This is a genomic window from Nocardioides imazamoxiresistens (assembly GCF_032378595.1).
GTDB lineage: Bacteria > Actinomycetota > Actinomycetes > Propionibacteriales > Nocardioidaceae > Nocardioides > Nocardioides imazamoxiresistens.
Genome location: NZ_JAVYII010000001.1, coordinates 267,912 through 286,455 on the forward strand (window position 1 = coordinate 267,912; position 18,544 = coordinate 286,455).

Genomic DNA, 18,544 nt, shown 5'->3' on the forward strand with positions numbered 1-18,544 from the left:
TCGCGCCGCCCCTGAGACCGAAAGGCACCCCATGGACCTCACCCACGGCTCCGCGCTCGTCACCGGCGGCGCGTCGGGCCTCGGCCTGGCCACCGTCAACCGGCTCGTCGAGCGGGGCGTCCCGACGACGATCGTGGACCTGCCGTCCTCCGCCGGCGCCGAGGTGGCCGAGCAGCTCGGCGACCTCGCGACCTTCAGCCCCGCCGACGTGCGCGACGAGGCCGCGGTCGACGCCGCCCTCGACGTGACCACCGGTCGGGCGCCCCTGCGCGCGCTCGTGCACTGCGCCGGACGCGGCGGCACGGTGCGGCTGGTGAACAAGGACGGCAGCGCGGGCGACTACGACCTGTACCGCGAGCTGGTCGACATCAACCTCGTCGGCACCTTCAACGTGCTGCGCCTGGCGGCGACCCGCATGGCCGCGAACGAGCCGGTCGACGGGGAGCGGGGGGCCTGCGTGCTCACCGCCTCGGTGGCCGCCTGGGAGGGCCAGATCGGGCAGATCCCCTACGCCTCCGCCAAGGCCGGCGTCGTCGGCATGACGCTCGTCGCGGCGCGCGACCTCTCGCGCTCGCTGATCCGCGTCTGCTCGATCGCCCCCGGCATCTTCGACACGCCGATCCTCGCGCGCTTCTCGGACGAGATCCGCGACGGGCTCGCGAAGCAGGTCCCGCACCCGGCGCGCCTCGGACGCCCGGAGGAGTTCGCGTCGACCGCGCTCCACGTCATCGACAACCCGATGCTCAACGGCGAGACGATCCGTCTCGACGGCGCGATCCGGATGGCACCGCGATGACGACGCAGGCTCGCGACGCGGACATGGCGCAGGACGTGGCCGAGGGGCCCGTGCTCACGCAGGTCGTCGACGGCGTCCTCGTGGTGACGATCAACCGGCCCGACGCGCGCAACGCGATCAACACCGTCACGGCCGAGGCGATCGGCGCCGCCATGGACCGGCTCGACGCGGACCCCCTGCTGACCGCGGGGATCGTGACGGGGGCGGGCGGCACCTTCTGCGCGGGCATGGACCTCAAGGCGTTCCTCGCCGGGGAGAAGCCCTCGATCCCGGGCCGCGGCTTCGCCGGCATCATCGAGCAGCCGTCGGCCAAGCCGCTGATCGCGGCGGTGGAGGGGTACGCCCTCGCCGGCGGGTTCGAGATCGCGCTCGCCTGCGACATGATCGTGGCGGCCGAGAACGTGAAGTTCGGCCTGCCGGAGGTCAAGCGCGGGCTGGTGGCCGCCGGCGGCGGCCTGATGCGACTGCCGCAGCGGGTGCCCTACCACCTGGCGATGCAGTGGGCCCTGACCGGCGAGATGGTCAGCGCCCAGCAGGCCCACGACGTCGCGCTGGTCAACCGGCTGACCCCGGTGGGCGGCGCCCTGGAGGCCGCGCTCGAGCTCGGCCGGGCGATCGCCGCGAACGGCCCCCTGGCCGTGCGCGCCACGAAGCAGGTCATCGTCGAGGCCCCGGGATGGAGCCGCGAGGAGATGTTCGAGCGCCAGCGCGACATCACCCTGCCGGTCCGCTCCTCCGAGGACGCGCGCGAGGGGGCGACCGCCTTCAAGGAGAAGCGCGCGCCGCGCTGGCAGGGCCGCTGACGCACCACGGCTCCCGCACGGCGAGGGGCCCGGCACCGTGACGGTGCCGGGCCCCTCGCCGTCGCACGTCACTCGGGGGCGGGGAAGGACGGCTTGCGCTTCTCCATGAAGGCGGCGGCCCCCTCGGCCATGTCCGGGGCGGCGATGGCCTGCACGAGCATGCCGAGGCCGTTGGTGAAGGAGTCGCGTGCGGCGTTCCACCACACGTTGGAGCTGATCTTGGTGATCTCCAGGTAGCGCGGGGACATCTGGGCGAGCTCGGCGCACCACGCCTCCACGGTCTCCTCGAGCAGCTCGTCGTCCACGACCTCGTTGACCAGCCCGAGCTCCATCGCCCGCTCGGCGGGGTAGCGCCGGCACAGCATCGACAGCTCCTTGGCGCGCTTCTCGCCGATCTGCACCCCCATCACGTTGGTCGCGCCGGTGACCGGGGCGCTGCCCACGCGGGGCCCGGTCTGCCCGAAGGTCGCCGACCGGGCCGCGATGGCGAGGTCGCAGGCGACGACGAGCTCGTTGCCCCCACCCGCAGCGGCGCCGTTCACGGCGGCGATCACGGGCCGGGGGCAGTTGCGCACGGCGTCGAAGAGCCGCAGGGAGCCCTGGTAGAGCCCCCGCATGGACGGGACGTCGGGGTTGCTGAGGTCGATGAGGGCACCGCCGGCGCAGAAGGAGCCGCCGGAGCCGGTGATGACGACCGAGTAGTAGGAGGACGCCTGCTCGAGGGCCTCCGTGACGGCGCCGGCCATGGCGGCGTCGTACGCGTTGCGCCGCTCGGGGCGGTTGAGCTGGATCCAGAGCGCGGTCCCGCGCTCGGTGACGATGACGTCGGACACGTTCGTTCCTTTCTGCCGGGAATTCCGGGCGAGTTGGTCGAGGTGCGCCGCTCGCGACCACGGACCACGTACGGTGCGCATCACGCAGGGCTTATCTCGGGATAATGGTGCTAATGTTTGGCATCTTTACACGCGTGGAGGAACACGATGGTCGGACGCGACTTGCCCAACCGCAGGCCACCCAAGGCGGCGATGCTCGTCGCCCAGCGGATCGTCCAGGACGCGCTGCGCGCCGGCCTCGGCCCCGGGGAGCTCCTCGAGCCCGAGCGGACCATGCTGGAGAAGTACCAGACCGGTCGCGGCACCCTGCGTGAGGCGCTGCGGCTCCTGGAGTTCCAGGGCGTCATCTCGCTCAAGCCCGGCCCGCGCGGCGGCCCGGTGCTGCAGATGCCCGACGCGACGCACCTGGGCAGCACGGTCGTGCTGCTGATGCAGCTGCAGTCCGCCCCCTTCCGCAACATCGTCGAGGTGCGCTCGGCCATCGAGCCCATGATCAGCAACCTCGCCGCCACGCGGATGACCGACGAGGAGCTCGGCGAGCTCAAGGGCACGGTCGACCAGATGCGCGTCGACCTCGACGACCAGTACTCCTTCCTCGACGCCAACAAGCGCTTCCACGACGTCATCGCCTGGTCCTCGCGCAACGCCTTGTTCGGCTACGTCATCGACTCGCTGCTGGGCATCATGGACGGCACGGTCATCGGCATCGACTACCCCGGCTACCGCCGGGCCGCGATCCTCAAGGCCCACGAGGAGATCTACGAGGCGCTGGCCGCCCGGGACCCCGAGGCCTCCGAGCAGCGCATGCGCGACCACATCGAGGCGTACGAGCGCTACGCCGAGCGGAAGTTCCCCCAGGTGATGGGCGAGACCATCCCCTGGGACCAGCGCTACTTCGGCTGAGCCGACCCGCGACACGACAGGTCCCCGCACCTCGGGAGGTGCGGGGACCTGTGCGTCGTCGGACGGCCTCACGCGAGCGGCACCGACTCAGTCCTCGCCCGCCAGCGCCGCCTCGCCCAGGAAGGCGCGCAGCACCGAGGCGTTGTCGCGCGCCTCGGAGACCGGGCCCGCGTAGACCACCTCGCCGCGGGCGATGGCGACGACCTCGTCGGCCACGTCGAGGCCGGCCTCGGCGTTCTGCTCGACCATGAGGATGCCGATCCCCGAGTCGGCCATCTGCCGCACCTTGGCGAGGATCGAGTCGACCACCGCCGGAGCGAGGCCCATCGACGGCTCGTCGAGGAGCATCACCGCGGGCTGCGACATCAGTGCCCGCCCGAAGGCCAGCATCTGCTGCTCGCCGCCGCTGAGGAGCCCGGCCGCGGAGCCGGCCCGCTCCGAGAGGATCGGGAACATCTCGTGGACGCGGTCGAGGGTCTCGGCGGCCTTCGACCGCTCGGCCGTGTAGCCGCCCATCCGGAGGTTCTCGCCCACCGACAGCGGCCCGAACACCCGGCGCCCCTCGGGCACCAGCGCGACGCCGCGGCGCACGATCTTGTGCGGCGCGAGGCCGGTGATGTCCTGCCCGTCGAGCGCGACGCGGCCCGAGTGCGGGCGCTCGAGACCGGCGATCGCCTTGAGGGTGGTGGTCTTGCCGGCGCCGTTGGCCCCGAGCACGAGGGTCACCCGCCCGGGGGTCGCCGTCAGGGAGACCCCCCGGACCGCCTCGACGTTGCCGTAGCTGACGTGCAGGTCGCTGACCTCAAGCATGGTCGCGCCACTTCCTTCCCAGGTACGCCTCCTGCACCTGCGGGCTCCGCACCACGTCCGTGGGCGTGCCCTCCGCGATGAGGCGGCCGAAGTTCATCGCGTACACGTGGTCGCAGGTGTCGATCATCATCTGCACGTCGTGCTCGACGAGCAGCTGGCACAGGCCGTCGGTGCGCAGGCTCTGCAGCAGCGCCGAGATCTCGGCGCGCTCCTTCTGGTTCATGCCTGCCGTCGGCTCGTCGAGCAGCAGCAGGCGCGGACCGGTGGCGATCGCGCGGGCGATCTCGACCCGGCGCTGCGTGCCGTACGACAGCTCGGAGGGGTAGAAGTCCTCGAAGCCCTCGAGGTTGGTGCGCGAGACCGCGTCCCGCACGGCCGGCGAGATCTGCTTGCCGAGCAGCCGGGTCAGGACGTTGCCGGACTTGTCGTCGGCACGGGCGTCCGCGCCGAGCTGGATGTTCTCCAGCACCGTCAGGTCCGGCAGCAGCCGCACGGTCTGGAAGGTGCGCGCCACCCGCTTGCGGGCGACGACGGCGGCGGAGGCGTTCTGGTACTCCTCGCCGTCGAACAGCAGCCGCCCGCTCGTCAGCCGCGTCAGCCGGGTCATCGCGCCGATCAGCGTGCTCTTGCCCGACCCGTTCGGGCCGATGATCCCGTGGATCATGCCGGGCATGAGCTTCATCGAGATGCCGTCGACGGCCTTGACGCCGCCGAAGTGCACCTTGACGTCGTCGACTTCGAGGACCGGGTCGACCCCCGTCGGGAGGCTGCCGCCCGGCTCGGTGTGCGTGGCGCTCATCGCTGCCCCTCCATCTCCGGCTCGAGCCGCTCGGCGTGGGTCTCGTCGTCGGACCCGCCGGCCGGCGGACCGGCCGCCTCGCGGCGGCGCCGCTGCACCGACCGCTTGGTGTCGACGTAGATGCCGTAGAGGCCGCGCGGGAGCAGGACCGCGGCGAGCGCGACGATGACGCCGTAGATCAGCTCCTGCCACTGACCGACCACCTTGAGGAGGTCGGGCAGCCAGGTGAAGATCAGCGCGCCCAGCACGGCGCCCTTCCACGACAGCGACCCACCGACGATGATCATCGTCAGCGCGAGCACGATCAGGTGGAAGCCGATGTCGAGCGGGCTCACCGCGCTGCGCACGAGGATGTTCATCGAGCCGGCCAGGCCGCCGAGGACCCCGCTCACCGCGAACGCGACGAGACGGTAGCGGCGGACGTTGACGCCCATCGAGGCGGCGAGCTCGGGGTCCTCGCGGACCGCGTCCACCCGGCGCCCGAGGCGGCCCCGCTCGCTGAGCGCGACCAGCACCAGGGCGACCGCGGTGATCGCGAACATGCCCCCCATGGTGAAGTCGGAGATCACGCCGTAGCGGCCGGTCGAGCCGCCGGTGGTCGTGCCCCCGTTGATCGCGATCACGCTGATGATGAGGCAGAAGGCCACCGTCGCCATCGCGAGGTAGAGACCGGTGAGCTTCTGGATCAGCACGCCCAGCGCCAGCACGATCACGCCGGTCATCAGGCAGGTGATCACGATGGTCGGGATAGCGCCGAGCTGGTGGTCGAGCACGAAGATCGCGCCGGCGTAGCAGCCGATGCCGTACGCCCCGGCGCCCGCGAACGAGAAGACGCCCATGCGGATCGGGACCTGGATGCTCAGGGCCAGCAGCAGGCCCGTCATCGTCGCCTGGATGAGGACGATGTTGCTGAAGTAGAACTGCATCATGTGCGTCGGACCTCCTTGCGGCCGAAGACGCCGGCCGGGCGGACCAGCAGCACGAGGAAGATGAGGCCGAACGACACGGCCTCGACCCAGGAGCCGCTGGTCTGGGTGAGCACCCACACCTCGCAGGCCGCGAGGAAGAAGGCGCCGAACGCGACGCCGAGCATGCTGCCGACGCCTCCGAGGATGATGATCGCGAAGGCCTTCACCAGCAGCGTGTCGCCGCTCTCCGGCGTCAGGGCGCCGAGGGAGAAGGTGAAGAGCACGCCGGCCAGGCCGGCCAGGCCGCCCGAGACCGCCATCGTGGCGAGCGCCAGGCGCCGCCGGTCGACACCCATGAGGGAGGCGACCTCGGCGTCGACGCCGATCGAGCGGAGCGCGAGACCGTGCCGCGAGCGGTGCAGCCACAGCGAGACCGCGGCCCACAGCGCCACCGCGACCACGATCGTGATGACCGAGATGTTGGTGACCCGCAGATCGCCCAGCAGCCAGGTCTCGACCTCGAACGACGAGGCACGCAGGCCGAACGGGTTGCTCTTCGTGTGGTGCTGGGCGATCGCGAGCGGGATGATCGCGATGCCGATGCCCCCGATGAGGATCTGCATCTCCGCGTTCTTCTTGGTGCGGGCCCGTTTGATGATCTGCTCGAAGGCCAGCACCTGGATCGCGACGGAGAGCACGGCTCCGACCACCACGGCGATCAGCGCCACGGCGACGAACGGCAGGGTGGTCTCCCCCAGCACCAGGTACGACGTGAAGGTGGAGAACATGAAGATCGACCCGTGCGAGAAGTTGAGGATGTCGATCGTGCCCCAGGTCAGGCTCATGCCCAGGGCGAACAGCAGGTAGATCGAGCCGAGGCTGATCACCGTCAGCAGGTCCTGCACGGCGCCTCCCCGTCGACGTTCGTGGTGGTCATCGGATCTCCTCTGGCGTCGCTGGTGGACGCCGGTCGTGGGGGCCCGGGGACGAAGCCCGGACCCCCACCGGTGGTGGCCGACGGCGGGCGCCGGCCGGGACGGTCAGCCGGCGGACGTGCCCTCGTAGAGGAGCTGCTCGCCCTCGGTCGTGTACTCGATCACCACGCCGGGCACCTGCAGGTCCTGGTCGACCCAGGTCAGGTCGGTGCCGAGCGCGCCGTCGAACGGCTCCTCCGCCACGGTGTGCATGCCGTCCTTGACCGACTCGCGGTCGGCCGACTGGGCCTCCTTGAGGGCGCGGGCCAGGAACCAGGCCGCGTCGAACGCCTCGGCGGCGTAGTTCAGCGGGTCCTCGCCGTACTCCTCGCGGTACGCCTCGGTGAAGGCCTGGCTCGACTCCGGCGTCATCGCGGCGTTGAAGTCGGTGGGCCAGACCATGCCCTCGCCGGCGTCGCCGGCCTGGTCGAGGTTGCCCGCGGAGGCGCCCGAGTTGCCGAGCACCGGCCCGTCGTAGCCGGCCTGGCGCAGCTGCGTCATCGCGGTCGGGTTCGCGGCGCCGACGAGGAGGACGGCGACGAGGTCGGGCTCGGAACCGAGCACCTGCGAGATGGGCGCCGAGAAGTCCTGCGTGGTGGCCTGGGTGCCGACGCTCGCGGTGACCTCGATGCCGAGCTCCTCCGCCATCGCGGGGAGCGTGTTCGTGCCGATGTCCTGCAGGGTCGGCGTCGCCTCGGTGTAGATGATGCCGAGCGACTCGGCGCCGGTCTCCTCGATGTACTGCTCGAGGAGCGGGTAGTACTCCCGCATCAGGGGCGTCGCTCGCCACGTGTAGTCGCCGGTGACGACGCCGTCGCTGCCGGCCTGGGTGTAGATGATCGGCATCTTCGCCTGCTCGGCGAGCGGGGACATCGCCACCGCCTCGTTGCTCGAGACCGAGCCGAACACCGCGGAGTAGTCACCGCCCGAGGTCACGCGGGTGAGCTCCTGGGCCGCGGTCTGCGGCTCCGACTTCGTGTCGACGTACTCGATCTCGAGGGTCGAGCCCTCGAGGAAGTCCTGCTCGTTGATCTGGTCGATCGCCAGCTGGTAGCCCTTGTTCGCCGACTCGCCCGCGAAGGCGACCACGCCGGTGGTCGGGTTGATGGAGATCAGCTTGATCGTGTCGGGGAGCTCGTCGGAGGCCTCCGGGCCACCCCCGCCGCTCACGCTCCCGCATGCCGTCACCGAGATCATCGACGCAGCGACGAGGCTCGCCATCGCCAGTCGCCGCTGGGACCTGCCCATGAACCCGTTCATCTCGTGCTCCTCGTACGTTGAATATCATGCGCATCATTCGCATGTGATCCACACCATAGGACGTGCGCCACACCCTGTAAAGCAGAACGGCGAAGTGGTTCAGACCCGCCACCGCATGCGGTCTCGGCCGGGATCCGGGCCGGCGACGTCGACAGCGTCCACAAATCCATGCATATGATGCGGACGAAGCGGTGGCGAACGGAGGAGCAGCGATGCAGATCGGCGTGATCCTGGGAGACGTGCACGCGAGCGTGTCGCCGCGCGACCACCTCGACGGGCTGCTGCGCCAGGTCGAGGCGGCCCAGCGCAACGGCATCACGCACATCACGATGGGCCAGCACTTCCTCTACGGGGACCTGCGCTGGCTCCAGCCGATCCCGACGCTCGCCCGCATCGCCGCGGAGCTCGACGACCACGTCACGCTGGCCACCACCGTGGTCCAGGTGCCGCTCTACCACCCGGTGATGCTGGCCGAGGACCTCGCGACGCTGGACATCCTGACCCGCGGGCGCCTGGTGGTCGGCGCGGGCGCGGGCTACCGCGAGGACGAGTTCGTCGCCCTCGGCGTGGACTTCTCCCGGCGCTTCGCGATGTTCGAGGAGTCCCTCGAGATCATGCGCAAGATGTGGACGCAGGACGTCGTGGACCACGACGGCGAGTTCTGGTCGGTCACCGGCGGCGCCACCCACATCCGCCCGTACCAGGAGCCGCACCCGCCGATCTGGATCGGCGCGATGAAGCCGCTGGGCGTACGCCGCTCGGCGCGCCTCGGCGACGGCTGGCCGATCACGCCGGAGACCCGCGGGCCCGAGATGGTGCGGCTGCTCTCGATCTACGAGGACGAGCGCGAGCGCCTCGGCCGACCGCAGGTGCGCCATCCGCTGCGCCGCGAGATCATCCCGGCCGCGACCACCGACGCCGCGTTCGAGCGCTTCGAGAAGATGGCCAAGGAGCGGCTGCTCGCCTACGCCAACCGCTCGCTCGCCACCCGCAGCGCCGACGAGATCTCGCGCGAGTTCCGCGAGGTGGCGCGCAAGGAGACGTTCATCGGGACCCCGGACGAGTGCGTCGCCCAGATCGCCGAGATGGCCGCGGTCGTGCCGATCGACCCCGTCCTAGTGCGCGCGCAGTGGCCGCACATGAGCAGCGACGAGGTGGTCGCCTACCTCGACGACCTCGGTCGCGACATCGTGCCCGCCGTCGCCGGCATCACCTCGGTCGACCGGGTCGTGCGCGAGCCCGCGACCGCCTGAGCGGCAGGCCCCGGCAGGTCACGCCGGGGCCGCCACCACGCCGGCCGCGACCAGGGCGGCGACGCGCTCGGGGGCGTACCCCAGCTCCGCCAGCACCTCGGCGCCGTGCTGGCCTGGTCGCGCCGCCGCACCCGGCATCCCCGCGGGCGTGCGGCTGAAGCGCGGGGTGGGCGCGGGCTGGGGCAGGTCGCTGCCCGGCAGGGGCAGGTACGCCTGCCGCGCCCGCGCGTGCGGGTGGCTCGCCGCCTCGTCGAGGTCGAGCACCGGGCTGACGCAGGCCTCGACGCCGTCGAACGCCTCCTCCCAAGCGGCCCGCGGTCGCGCGGCGAACGCGGCCGTCACCGCCTCGCGCAGCGCGGGCCAGCGCGCGCGGTCCTTGTGGGCGTCCAGCAGCGCGGGGTCCGTGACGCCCAGGACGCCCAGCGCCGTGCGGAAGAAGCGCTCCTCGACCGCCCCGAACGCCATCCACCGGCCGTCGGCGCAGGTGTAGACGTCGTAGTAGGGGCAGCCGGTGTCGAGGAGGTTGCTGCCCCGCTCGGTCGACCAGCGTCCCTGCGCGCGCATGCCGTGGACCAGCCCCATCAGCGTCGCCGTCGACTCGAGCACGTTCGCGTCGACCACCTGGCCCCGCCCGGAGCTGCGGGTCTCCAGCAGCGCGCAGACCACGCCGAAGGCCAGGGAGGCCGCGCCGCCGCCGAAGTCCCCCACCAGGTTCAGCGGCGGGACGGGCCGCTCGCCGGCGCGGCCCATGCTGTGCAGGGCGCCGGTCATCCCGATGTAGTTCACGTCGTGCCCGACGACGTCCGCGAGCGGCCCGTCCTGACCCCAGGCCGAGAGCCGGCCGAGCACGAGGCGGGGGTTGCGGGCCAGGCAGACGTCCGGCCCGACACCGAGGCGCTCGAGCACGCCGGGCCGGAAGCTCTCCACCAGCACGTCCGCGCCGGCGACGAGGTCGAGCAGGACCTCGACCCCCTCGGGACGCTTGAGGTCGAGCCCGACCGAGCGGCGGCTGCGCTCGAGCACCGGGTTGGGCGTGTAGTCCACGCCCGGCCCGCCGAGCCGGTCCACCCGGACGACGTCGGCGCCCATGTCGGCCAGCAGCATCACGGCGAACGGGCCCGGTCCGATGCCGGCCAGCTCGACGACCCGGACCCCACGGAGGGGTCCGCCGGTGGCGTGGTCAGGCACGGGACCGCTCCTCCTCGTCGGCGAGCTGGCGCCGCAGCGCCGCCTTCGCCACCTTGTCCAGCGTCGAGCGCGGCAGCGCGTCGACCACCCGGATCTCGCGGGGCCGCTTGAAGTCGGCCAGCATCCGGACGCACCGCTCGTGGGCCGCCGCGACGTCCACGCGCTCGCCGGGCCGGGCCACGACGAAGGCGACGGGCACCTCCCCGAGCATCCGGTCGGGACGGCCGACGACGACGGCCTCTCCGACGCCCTCCACCCCGCGCAGGACCCGCTCGACCTCGGGCGTACCGATGTTCTCGCCGCCCACCTTCAGCACGTCCTTGTCGCGCTCGAGGAACCACAGGTGGCCCTCGGCGTCGCGGCGCACCCGGTCGCCGGTGCGGAACCAGCCGTCGCCGGTGAAGGCGGCCGCGGTGGCCGCGTCGTCGCCGAGGTAGCCCGAGAAGAGCGAGACGCCGCGGCGCCCGAGCACCTGCAGCTCCCCCGGCTCGTCGGGCTCGGCCGCCCGCGGCCCGCCCGTGCCGCTCGTCCCGTCCTCGGCGACCACACGCACGGCGTACGCGGGCGAGGGCCGTCCCATCGAGCCCGCCGGCCCCGGCAGGTGCAGGTCGCCGACGACGGGGTGGGAGACCGTCTCGGTCATGCCGAACCACCCGATCGCGCCGACCCCCGCGGTGGCGGGCGGGGCGGGCAGGGCGGCGCTGCTGCCCCAGCCGCGGAAGTGGTGCCGCTCCGGCACGTCGCGCCCCTCCAGGGCGCGCAGGCAGAACGACACGACCGAGCTCCACGTCGCCCGGTGCTCCACGGCCGCGGGCCAGAAGCGGCTGGCGGAGAAGCGCGGCTGCAGCACGAGCTCGCCGCCGGACCACAGCGACGAGAGGAACGAGTAGGACAGCCCGTTGGTGTGGAACAGGGGCAGGTGCACGAGGTTGACGTCGGCGGGCCCGAGGCCCTGGTGCAGCGCCCCGACCTGCCCCGCCCACAGGCAGGCGGCCTGGGTCCACACGACCGCCTTGGGGCGGCTCGTGGTGCCCGACGTGTACTGGATGCTCGCCGGCGCGTCGGCCGCGACCCCGCGCGGGTACGCCGGGTGGTCGCCCGCCGCCAGCGCGTGCGGGGTGTCCGGGCCCGTGGGCGCGTCGGTCAGCAGCCACAGGTCGGGGGCGACCGTCGCGACCACCTCGGCGCCCTCCGGCGTGGTGAGCACGCCGCGGGCGCCGCTGTGGCCCAGGGCGTACTCCAGCTCGTCGGGCGAGAGCCGGGGGTTCAAGCACACGGCCACGGCGCCGAGGGAGGCGAGCGCGGTCCAGGTCAGCAGGAACGCGGGTCCGTTGGGCAGCGAGATCGCGAACCGGTCGCCGCGGCGCAGGCCCCGGGCGTGCAGGCCGCGCGCGAGCGCATCGACCTGCTCGGCGAACTCCGCCCGGGTCCAGGTCGCCGGCTCCGCGTCGTCGAACGGCGCCCAGCGCAGGAACACCCGACCGCCCGCGGCCCGCGCCCAGGCGTCGACGAGCGCGCCGACGTCGCGGCCGGTCGCCGGCGCCAGCGCCGCCGGCCCGCCGCTCACGGCAGCGGCCACTGCAGGTGGCGGACCGTGAAGAACTCGGCGAAGCCGTCCTCGCCCATCTCCGCGCCGACGCCGGACTGCTTCGCGCCGACCCAGGGCACGTCGGGACGCGCTCCGCCGCCGCCGTTGATCGCCACCGTGCCGGTCTCCAGGCGCAGGGCCACCTCGACCGCCTCGTCGTGCTCGCCCCACACCAGCGCGTTCAGGCCGTAGCGGCTGTTGTTCGCGAGCGCCACGGCCTCGTCGACGGTGTCGTACGCCAGCACCACGGCCACGGGAGCGAACAGCTCGTCCTGGCAGAGCTCGTCGTCGGGGTCCACGTCGGTCACGAGCGTCGGCAGCAGGTGGAAGCCCCTCGCCCCGTCGGGCCGCCCCCCGCCGACCAGCACGCGGGAGCCGCGGGCGCGGGCCCGCTCGAGGTAGCCCTCGACCCGCTCACGGTGCTCCGCGCTGATCAGCGGACCGACCTCGGTCGTCTCGTCGTGCGGGTCGCCCGTCGGCACGTGGTCGGTCAGGAACGCCACCGCCCGCTCGACGAACGCGTCGAGGTCGTCGCGGTGCACGAGGATGCGGGTGGTCGCGCCGCAGCCCTGCCCGGCGTTGCGGCAGAAGCGCAGCATCGACGGGCCGACCGCACGGTCGAGGTCCGCGCCCGGCAGCACGACGGTCGGCGACTTGCCGCCGAGCTCGAGCACCACCTTCGTGCTGGAGGGCGCCGCGGCGCGCATCACCGCCTCCCCCACCGCGTTCGAGCCCGTGAAGGACACGAGGTCCAGGCGCGGGTCCGCTGCCAGCCGCGAGCCGACGTCGGCCCCGCCCGTGACCAGGTGGAGGACGCCGGGCGGGACACCGGCCTCGAGGGCCAGCCGCACCAGCGCGAGCGTGCACAGCGTGCCGCGGGGCGAGGGCAGCAGCACCACGGAGCAGCCCGCGGCCAGCGCCGGGCCGACCTTCCAGGCCACCATGTTGATCGGGTAGTTGTACGGGGTGATCGCGGCGACCACGCCCACCGGCTCGCGCAGCAGGACGCTGGCCGCCGGTGCGGGCGAGCCCAGCGGCGCCAGCTCCTCGCGGTAGCCGCCCCGCGGTCCCGCCTCGGCGCGGTCCGCGGCCCAGGCGAGGTTCACCGCCGGGGTCGCCGTCTGCAGCGTGCGGGCCAGGCCGATCGGTGAGCCGACCTCCGTGGCGACCAGGCGCGCCAGCTCCTCGCGGTGCTCGTCGAGCAGCGCGGCGAGCCGCCGCAGCACCGCGGCGCGCTCGGCCGGCGGCGTACGCCGCCAGGTGCCCGCGTCGAAGGACCGCCGGGCGGCGGCCACCGCCCGGTCGACCTGGTCCGCGGACGCCCCGGTCCAGGTGGCCAGCACCTGCGTCGTCCCGGGATCGATGCTGTGGTGCGTCGCACCCGCGCCCTCCTCCCACGTGCCGTCGACGAGCACGGCACGGTCGGTGGGCGGCAGCTGCGCGCGGGACGCGGGGGCGGGAGCGGGTGCGCTCACGGGTCCTCCGGGAGGTCGATGTCGAGGACGAGGGACTGGTACGCCTTGCCGTGCGGGTCGGCGCGCAGCGTCATGGAGACACCGCCGCCGAGCGCGCGGTCCAGCACGAAGTTGAGGCCGTGCACCCGCGGCAGCTCGTAGCGCACGACCTCCCCGGCGACGAGGTCGCCGAAGTGCTCGCGCACCCGCTCGGCCGTGAGGTGCCGCACGAGCAGCGGGTAGTGCGCCGGGTCGTAGACGAACACGCAGATGTTGCTGACGTCGCCCTTGTCGCCGGAGCGGCTGGCGGCGATCTCGCGCAGCCTCACGACGCCGCCACCTCGACGCCGACCTCCACCAGCTCGCGCGGCACGTAGGCCGGCGTGACGCCGAGCGCGGGCACGACCGCGTTGACGTTGCCGCCCCCGCCGGCGGGGCCGAAGTAGAGGAGCTCGGTCTCGTGGGCCACGGTGCGTGCGACCTCCGGGGAGGTCGTGCGAGCGGCGAGCCGCAGGCGTACCTCGGCGGGGTAACCGCCCGGCATCCGGTCCCCGAACAGCGAGTCCACCCCCTGCAGGTCGATCCGCAGCTCGTCGATCTCGTCGAGCACCCGGTCCAGGCGAGCGCGCAGGACCTCCTCGGCCCGCCGGGCGCGCTCCACGCAGCCCGGCCCGCCGTAGGACATCTCGCCCGTCGCGCGCCAGCCCTGGTCGACGCCCACGAGCACCTTGAGCAGGTCGGGTCGCGGACGGCCCCGGGCGCCCTCGATGCGCACCCGGTCGTCGCCGAGGTCGGTCACCTCGAGCCCCGTGAAGTCGGCGGTCACGTCGGGGGTCAGGTAGGCCGCCGGGTCGTGGATCTCGTAGTAGAGCTGGGTCTTCATGGTCATGGCGTCCACGCGGCCGCCGGTCCCCGGCAGCTTGGTCACGACGACGGAGCCGTCGTCGACCTCCCCGATGGGGAAGCCGAGGTCGTGCGGGGCCGGCACGACGCGGTAGGGCGGGTCCTCGTAGTTGCCGCCGGTCGAGTGCACGCCGCACTCGAGCAGGTGGCCGACCATGGTCGCGTGCGCGACGCGGTCCCAGTCGTCCGGCGCCCAGCCGAGCTCGTGGCAGATCGGACCGACGAACAGGGACGGGTCGGCGAGCCGGCCGCCCAGCACGATCTGCGCGTCCTGGGCCAGCGCCTCGACGATCCCGTCGGCGCCGAGGTACGCGTTCGCCGAGACGACCCGGTCGCCCAGCGCCCGCACCGTGGTGCCGAGCTCGGGCAGCTCGAGGTCGAGGTCGCGGACCAGGTCCCGGACGTCGTCGCCGTGCACGACGCCGATCCGCACCCCGTCGAGCCCGAGGTCCCGCAGGCCCCGCGCGAAGTCGTCGCGGGCGGCGTCGGGGTTGGCCGCGCCGAAGTTGCCCACCACGCGTCCGCCCCGGGCGAGGTGCTCACCGAGGAGCGGGACCAGGCGGCCGATGCGCCGGTCCTGACCGGCGCCGGGGTCGGCCCGCCGGCGCTGCTGCGCCAGGGCCAGGGTGCGCTCGGCGAGGCAGTCGAACCCCAGGTAGGAGACCCGGCCGCTCGACGCCATCGCGGCGACGGCGTCGAGCCGGTCGTCGGCGTAGGCCGACCCGGCGCCGAGGGCCAGGGCCACGGTCAGTCGACCTCGATGGCCAGCTCGGGGCAGCTGTCCGCGGCCATCTGCGCGTCGTCCTCCCGCCCGTCGGGGACGTGCTCGTCCTTGACGTAGGCGTTGCCGTCCTCCTCGCGGGCGAAGAAGAGGTCCGGAGCGCTGATCCGGCACAGGCCGTGACCCTGGCAGCGGTCGTCGTCGACCTTCACGTGCATGGCTTCCTCCTCGGGTGCCGGGCGGTGGGTCCGCTCGTCATGGTCCATCCTTGGTGTGACGCAGTTGACATCGCGCTAATCGAGTATAACCATGATCACATTCGAGGGAAGCCCCTTCAGACCCCCGGATGACAAACGCCCGAGACATCGAAGGACACGCGATGACCGAGACTGCCGACCGCGCCCCCGCGGTCGAGTTCGACCACAACTCCGAGCAGCACTCCGACGACCCGGCCGCCTCGTACCGCAAGCTGCGCAGCGAGCACCCCGTCGCCTGGACCGATGCGCACGGCGGCTACTGGGTGCTCTCCGGCTACGACGCCGTCTTCGAGGCGGCCCGCGACGACTACACGTTCTCCTCGGCCCGCAACTCGTACGGCGGCGAGGGCCTCTCGGTGGTGATCCCGAAGACGCCGGCGGCTTACCACATCCCGATCGAGGTCGACCCGCCCGACTTCAAGAAGTGGCGCAAGCTGATCAACCCGATCACCGCGCCCGCCGCGGTCGCGCGCATGGAGAAGATCGTCAAGCACTACGTGACGGCCTTCATCGACGACATCATCGAGACCGGCGAGTGCGACATGACCTCGGTGATCGGCGTGCCGGCGATCGTCACGGTCGACTGGCTCGGCCTGCCGATCGAGCACTGGAAGACGTACGCCTTCGCGTTCCACGCCCTGCTCGTCGCCGTGCCCGGCACCCCCGAGTTCGACCAGGCCGTGAAGGTCGACCTGCCGATGCTCGAGGAGGTCACCCGCGGCGTGATCGCCGAGCGGACCGCCGAGCCGACCGACGACATCATCAGCTACCTGGTCCAGCAGGAGGTCGACGGTCGCCGGGTCACCGCCGACGAGGTCTTCGCCATGGTCGACCTGCTGCTCTCCGGCGGGGTCGGCACCACTGCCTCGCTGGTGAGCAACACCGTGGTGTGGCTCTACCAGCACCAGGACGTGCGCCAGGACCTCATCGACCACCCGGAGAAGCTGGAGCGCGCGCTCGAGGAGTTCCTGCGCTTCTTCTCCCCCACCCAGGCCCTCGCCCGCACCTCGACGAAGGACGTCGAGTTCCAGGGCGTGCAGATGCACGAGGGCGACCGCGTCCTGCTGGCCTGGTCCTCGGCGAACCGCGACCCCTCGCAGTTCGACGACCCCGACGAGATCGACATCGAGCGCTGGCCGAACCGGCACACGGCCTTCGGGATCGGCGCGCACCGCTGCGCCGGCTCGAACCTCGGCCGGGCGATGGCCAAGGAGCTGCTCTCGCAGTTCCTCAGCCGGATGGGCGACTACGTGGTCGACGTCGACAAGCTGGTCCGCTACCCGCACCAGGGAACGAACACCGGCTGGCAGAGCATCCCGGCGACGTTCACGCCGGGGCCGCGGGTCCTGCCCGCGGACGCGACGGCCCTCGGCGAGAAGGGCTGAACCGGGCGTCATGACCGAGCCGAGCACGACGGGGGCGGGCTTCGACGAGCAGCACGACGTGGTCGTGCTCGGCACCGGCGCCGCGGGCCTGACCGCGGCCCTGGCCGCCGCGGACGCCGGCGCCCGCGTCGCCCTGGTCGAGAAGGCGGACCGGGTCGGCGGCACGACGGCACTCTCGAGCGCCGTCGTGTGGCTGCCGGACAACGTCCACGGCCGGTCGGCCGGGGTGGCTGACTCCCGCGAGGACGCGCTGGCCTACCTGGCCGCGCTCTCGCACGGGATGATCCTGCCCGAGCTGGCCGAGACGTTCGTCGACTCCGTCGCCGACCTGGTGGACTGGCTCGAGACGGCCACGCCGCTGCGCCTCCAGCTGGTCGCGGGCTTCCCCGACTACCACCCGGAGCACCCGGGCGGGAAGGCCGGGGGCGGCCGCTCGCTCGAGCCCGCGCTGTTCTCCTACGCCTCGATCCCCGGCTGGGCGGACCGGGTCGTGGGCACCCCGCGGCGGATGAACGTCTCCGACACCCCCACGGGTGGCGGCACGGGCGTCATCGCGCCGGACGAGCTCACCCGGCGGGAGGCCGCCGACCTCGAGGGCCTAGGGCGTGCCCTCGTCGGCAGCCTCCTCGCCGGGTGCCTGGACCGGGGCGTCGAGCCGCGCACGGGCTGGCGCGCCACCCGCCTGCTGACGGCCGACGACCGCGTCGTGGGCGTGGAGCTCGTCGACGCCGCGGGCACGGTGCGCCGTCTCGGCGCCCGCTCCGTCGTCCTCGCGACGGGCGGCTTCGAGTACGACGCGGACCTGGTCCGCGACTTCCTGCGCGGTCCGATGGTCTCCCCCGCCGGCGTACCGACGAACACCGGCGACGGCCTGCGGATGGCGATGCGGGTCGGCGCGCGGCTCGGCAACATGCGCGAGGCGTGGTGGGTGCCCGTCGTCGAGCTGCCCGGTGAGCGGGCCGACGGCGGCAACAACGTCTTCCTGATCCTGCGCGAGCGCACGCTGCCGCGCTCGATCGTCGTCAACGACCAGGGGCTGCGCTTCACCAACGAGGCCGCCAACTACAACGCCCTGGGCGGCGCCTTCCACCAGTTCGACCCGACGGAGTTCCGCTACGTCAACCAGCCGGCGTACCTGGTCTTCGACCACGGGTTCGTGCAGCGCTACGGCTGCTTCGGCAACGCCCCCGGCGCCCCGGCGCCGGACTTCTGCCACCGTGCCGCCGACCTCGCCGGCCTCGCGGAGCTCATCGACGTGCCCGCCGCGGCGCTCGAGGCGACCGTGACCCGGTGGAACGGCCTGGTGGCCGGCGGGCACGACGACGACTTCGGCCGCGGCGACAGCGCGTACGACGGCTGGTGCGGCGACCGCAGCGCCTACCCGGGACGCGGCGCGACGCTCGGCCCCCTCGACGAGGGCCCCTACTACGCGGTCCCCCTGCTCAGCTCCACGCTGGGCACCAAGGGCGGTCCGCGCACCGATCCCGACGGCGCCGTGCTCGACGTCGACGACCGCGTCGTGCCCGGCCTCTTCGCGGCCGGCAACGTCATGGCCGGACCCACCGGCATGGTCTACGGCGGGGCCGGCGGCACGCTCGGTCCCGCGATGGTCTTCGGGATGCGGGCCGGTCGGGCCGCAGCGCGGGTGCCCGCACCCGTCTGAGCGTCCCGGCCCGCCCCTGGCCGTGCCCCTCCCGGCACCACCCAGC

General features: G+C 73.0%; 18 protein-coding genes. 6 read left to right on the top strand and 12 right to left on the bottom strand.

The annotated features are described in order from the left end of the window. Positions 1-31 precede the first annotated feature (31 nt). A complete protein-coding gene (locus RDV89_RS01315; RefSeq protein WP_315730668.1) occupies positions 32-796 on the top strand; it encodes an SDR family NAD(P)-dependent oxidoreductase in 765 nt (254 codons plus the stop codon). Next, a complete protein-coding gene (locus RDV89_RS01320) occupies positions 793-1,599 on the top strand; it encodes a crotonase/enoyl-CoA hydratase family protein (RefSeq protein ID WP_315730670.1) in 807 nt (268 codons plus the stop codon). Before RDV89_RS01315 ends, RDV89_RS01320 begins: the two co-directional genes overlap by 4 nt. Positions 1,600-1,667: 68 nt before the next feature. On the opposite strand, the gene RDV89_RS01325 is transcribed toward RDV89_RS01320, so the two are convergent. Continuing rightward, on the bottom strand, positions 1,668-2,432 hold the full coding sequence (locus tag RDV89_RS01325) for an enoyl-CoA hydratase/isomerase family protein (RefSeq protein ID WP_315730672.1): 765 nt from the start codon (positions 2,430-2,432) through the stop codon (positions 1,668-1,670). Between the two features lie 147 nt (positions 2,433-2,579). On the opposite strand from RDV89_RS01325, the gene RDV89_RS01330 reads away from it, so the two are divergent. Next, the gene (locus RDV89_RS01330; RefSeq protein WP_315730673.1) at positions 2,580-3,335 is read left to right on the top strand and encodes a FadR/GntR family transcriptional regulator; all 756 of its coding nucleotides are present in this window, start codon (positions 2,580-2,582) and stop codon (positions 3,333-3,335) included. Positions 3,336-3,422: 87 nt separating this feature from the next. On the opposite strand, the gene RDV89_RS01335 is transcribed toward RDV89_RS01330, so the two are convergent. The 5 genes from RDV89_RS01335 to RDV89_RS01355 all read right to left on the bottom strand — a co-directional run bounded on the left by RDV89_RS01335 (position 3,423) and on the right by RDV89_RS01355 (position 8,086). Next, positions 3,423-4,145: an ABC transporter ATP-binding protein gene (locus RDV89_RS01335; protein ID WP_315730675.1), complete on the bottom strand. Its 723-nt coding sequence runs from the start codon at positions 4,143-4,145 to the stop codon at positions 3,423-3,425. Further along, positions 4,138-4,944, bottom strand: coding sequence for an ABC transporter ATP-binding protein (locus RDV89_RS01340; protein WP_315730676.1), 807 nt, complete (start codon positions 4,942-4,944; stop codon positions 4,138-4,140). Before RDV89_RS01340 ends, RDV89_RS01335 begins: the two co-directional genes overlap by 8 nt. Beyond that, positions 4,941-5,873, bottom strand: a complete 933-nt coding sequence (locus tag RDV89_RS01345; RefSeq protein ID WP_315730677.1) for a branched-chain amino acid ABC transporter permease — start codon at positions 5,871-5,873, stop codon at positions 4,941-4,943. Before RDV89_RS01345 ends, RDV89_RS01340 begins: the two co-directional genes overlap by 4 nt. Continuing rightward, positions 5,870-6,757, bottom strand: a complete 888-nt coding sequence (locus RDV89_RS01350) for a branched-chain amino acid ABC transporter permease (protein ID WP_315730678.1) — start codon at positions 6,755-6,757, stop codon at positions 5,870-5,872. Before RDV89_RS01350 ends, RDV89_RS01345 begins: the two co-directional genes overlap by 4 nt. 135 nt (positions 6,758-6,892) lie before the next feature. Further along, on the bottom strand, positions 6,893-8,086 hold the full coding sequence (locus RDV89_RS01355) for an ABC transporter substrate-binding protein (protein ID WP_315730680.1): 1,194 nt from the start codon (positions 8,084-8,086) through the stop codon (positions 6,893-6,895). Positions 8,087-8,298: 212 nt separating this feature from the next. Here RDV89_RS01355 and RDV89_RS01360 point away from each other — a divergent pair, with 212 nt between their 5' ends. Then, positions 8,299-9,339, top strand: coding sequence for an LLM class flavin-dependent oxidoreductase (locus tag RDV89_RS01360; protein ID WP_315730682.1), 1,041 nt, complete (start codon positions 8,299-8,301; stop codon positions 9,337-9,339). 18 nt (positions 9,340-9,357) lie between these two features. On the opposite strand, the gene RDV89_RS01365 is transcribed toward RDV89_RS01360, so the two are convergent. The 6 genes from RDV89_RS01365 to RDV89_RS01390 are packed head-to-tail and all read right to left on the bottom strand — an operon-like array spanning position 9,358 to position 15,411. Further along, complete coding sequence (locus tag RDV89_RS01365; protein WP_315730684.1) at positions 9,358-10,527, bottom strand: CaiB/BaiF CoA transferase family protein; 1,170 nt, start codon at positions 10,525-10,527, stop codon at positions 9,358-9,360. Beyond that, positions 10,520-12,094: an AMP-binding protein gene (locus tag RDV89_RS01370; RefSeq protein ID WP_315730686.1), complete on the bottom strand. Its 1,575-nt coding sequence runs from the start codon at positions 12,092-12,094 to the stop codon at positions 10,520-10,522. The genes RDV89_RS01365 and RDV89_RS01370 overlap by 8 nt, the downstream gene beginning before the upstream one ends. Next, positions 12,091-13,590, bottom strand: coding sequence for an aldehyde dehydrogenase family protein (locus RDV89_RS01375; protein WP_315730688.1), 1,500 nt, complete (start codon positions 13,588-13,590; stop codon positions 12,091-12,093). The genes RDV89_RS01370 and RDV89_RS01375 overlap by 4 nt, the downstream gene beginning before the upstream one ends. Beyond that, positions 13,587-13,898, bottom strand: a complete 312-nt coding sequence (locus RDV89_RS01380) for an AtuA-related protein (RefSeq protein WP_315730690.1) — start codon at positions 13,896-13,898, stop codon at positions 13,587-13,589. Before RDV89_RS01380 ends, RDV89_RS01375 begins: the two co-directional genes overlap by 4 nt. Continuing rightward, the gene (locus RDV89_RS01385; protein ID WP_315730692.1) at positions 13,895-15,217 is read right to left on the bottom strand and encodes an acyclic terpene utilization AtuA family protein; all 1,323 of its coding nucleotides are present in this window, start codon (positions 15,215-15,217) and stop codon (positions 13,895-13,897) included. Before RDV89_RS01385 ends, RDV89_RS01380 begins: the two co-directional genes overlap by 4 nt. Before the next feature lie 2 nt (positions 15,218-15,219). Continuing rightward, a complete protein-coding gene (locus RDV89_RS01390; RefSeq protein WP_315730694.1) occupies positions 15,220-15,411 on the bottom strand; it encodes a ferredoxin in 192 nt (63 codons plus the stop codon). Between the two features lie 161 nt (positions 15,412-15,572). Between RDV89_RS01390 and RDV89_RS01395 the strand changes: the two genes are divergently transcribed. Together RDV89_RS01395 and RDV89_RS01400 are read left to right on the top strand one after the other, a co-directional pair. Further along, on the top strand, positions 15,573-16,835 hold the full coding sequence (locus RDV89_RS01395) for a cytochrome P450 (RefSeq protein ID WP_315730696.1): 1,263 nt from the start codon (positions 15,573-15,575) through the stop codon (positions 16,833-16,835). A 10-nt stretch (positions 16,836-16,845) separates the two neighbouring features. Beyond that, positions 16,846-18,498, top strand: coding sequence for an FAD-dependent oxidoreductase (locus tag RDV89_RS01400; RefSeq protein ID WP_315730698.1), 1,653 nt, complete (start codon positions 16,846-16,848; stop codon positions 18,496-18,498). The last annotated feature ends 46 nt before the right edge of the window (positions 18,499-18,544 follow it).

Excerpts from the sequence above, each read along its gene's own strand:
- RDV89_RS01340 (WP_315730676.1), bottom strand. The coding sequence starts at position 4,944 with ATGAGCGCCACGCACACCGAGCCGGGCGGCAGCCTCCCGACGGGGGTC.
- RDV89_RS01320 (WP_315730670.1), top strand. The coding sequence starts at position 793 with ATGACGACGCAGGCTCGCGACGCGGACATGGCGCAGGACGTGGCCGAG.
- RDV89_RS01315 (WP_315730668.1), top strand. The coding sequence starts at position 32 with ATGGACCTCACCCACGGCTCCGCGCTCGTCACCGGCGGCGCGTCGGGC.
- RDV89_RS01345 (WP_315730677.1), bottom strand. The coding sequence starts at position 5,873 with ATGATGCAGTTCTACTTCAGCAACATCGTCCTCATCCAGGCGACGATG.
- RDV89_RS01355 (WP_315730680.1), bottom strand. The coding sequence starts at position 8,086 with ATGAACGGGTTCATGGGCAGGTCCCAGCGGCGACTGGCGATGGCGAGC.
- RDV89_RS01390 (WP_315730694.1), bottom strand. The coding sequence starts at position 15,411 with ATGCACGTGAAGGTCGACGACGACCGCTGCCAGGGTCACGGCCTGTGC.
- RDV89_RS01395 (WP_315730696.1), top strand. The coding sequence starts at position 15,573 with ATGACCGAGACTGCCGACCGCGCCCCCGCGGTCGAGTTCGACCACAAC.
- RDV89_RS01400 (WP_315730698.1), top strand. The coding sequence starts at position 16,846 with ATGACCGAGCCGAGCACGACGGGGGCGGGCTTCGACGAGCAGCACGAC.
- RDV89_RS01335 (WP_315730675.1), bottom strand. The coding sequence starts at position 4,145 with ATGCTTGAGGTCAGCGACCTGCACGTCAGCTACGGCAACGTCGAGGCG.
- RDV89_RS01330 (WP_315730673.1), top strand. The coding sequence starts at position 2,580 with ATGGTCGGACGCGACTTGCCCAACCGCAGGCCACCCAAGGCGGCGATG.
- RDV89_RS01360 (WP_315730682.1), top strand. The coding sequence starts at position 8,299 with ATGCAGATCGGCGTGATCCTGGGAGACGTGCACGCGAGCGTGTCGCCG.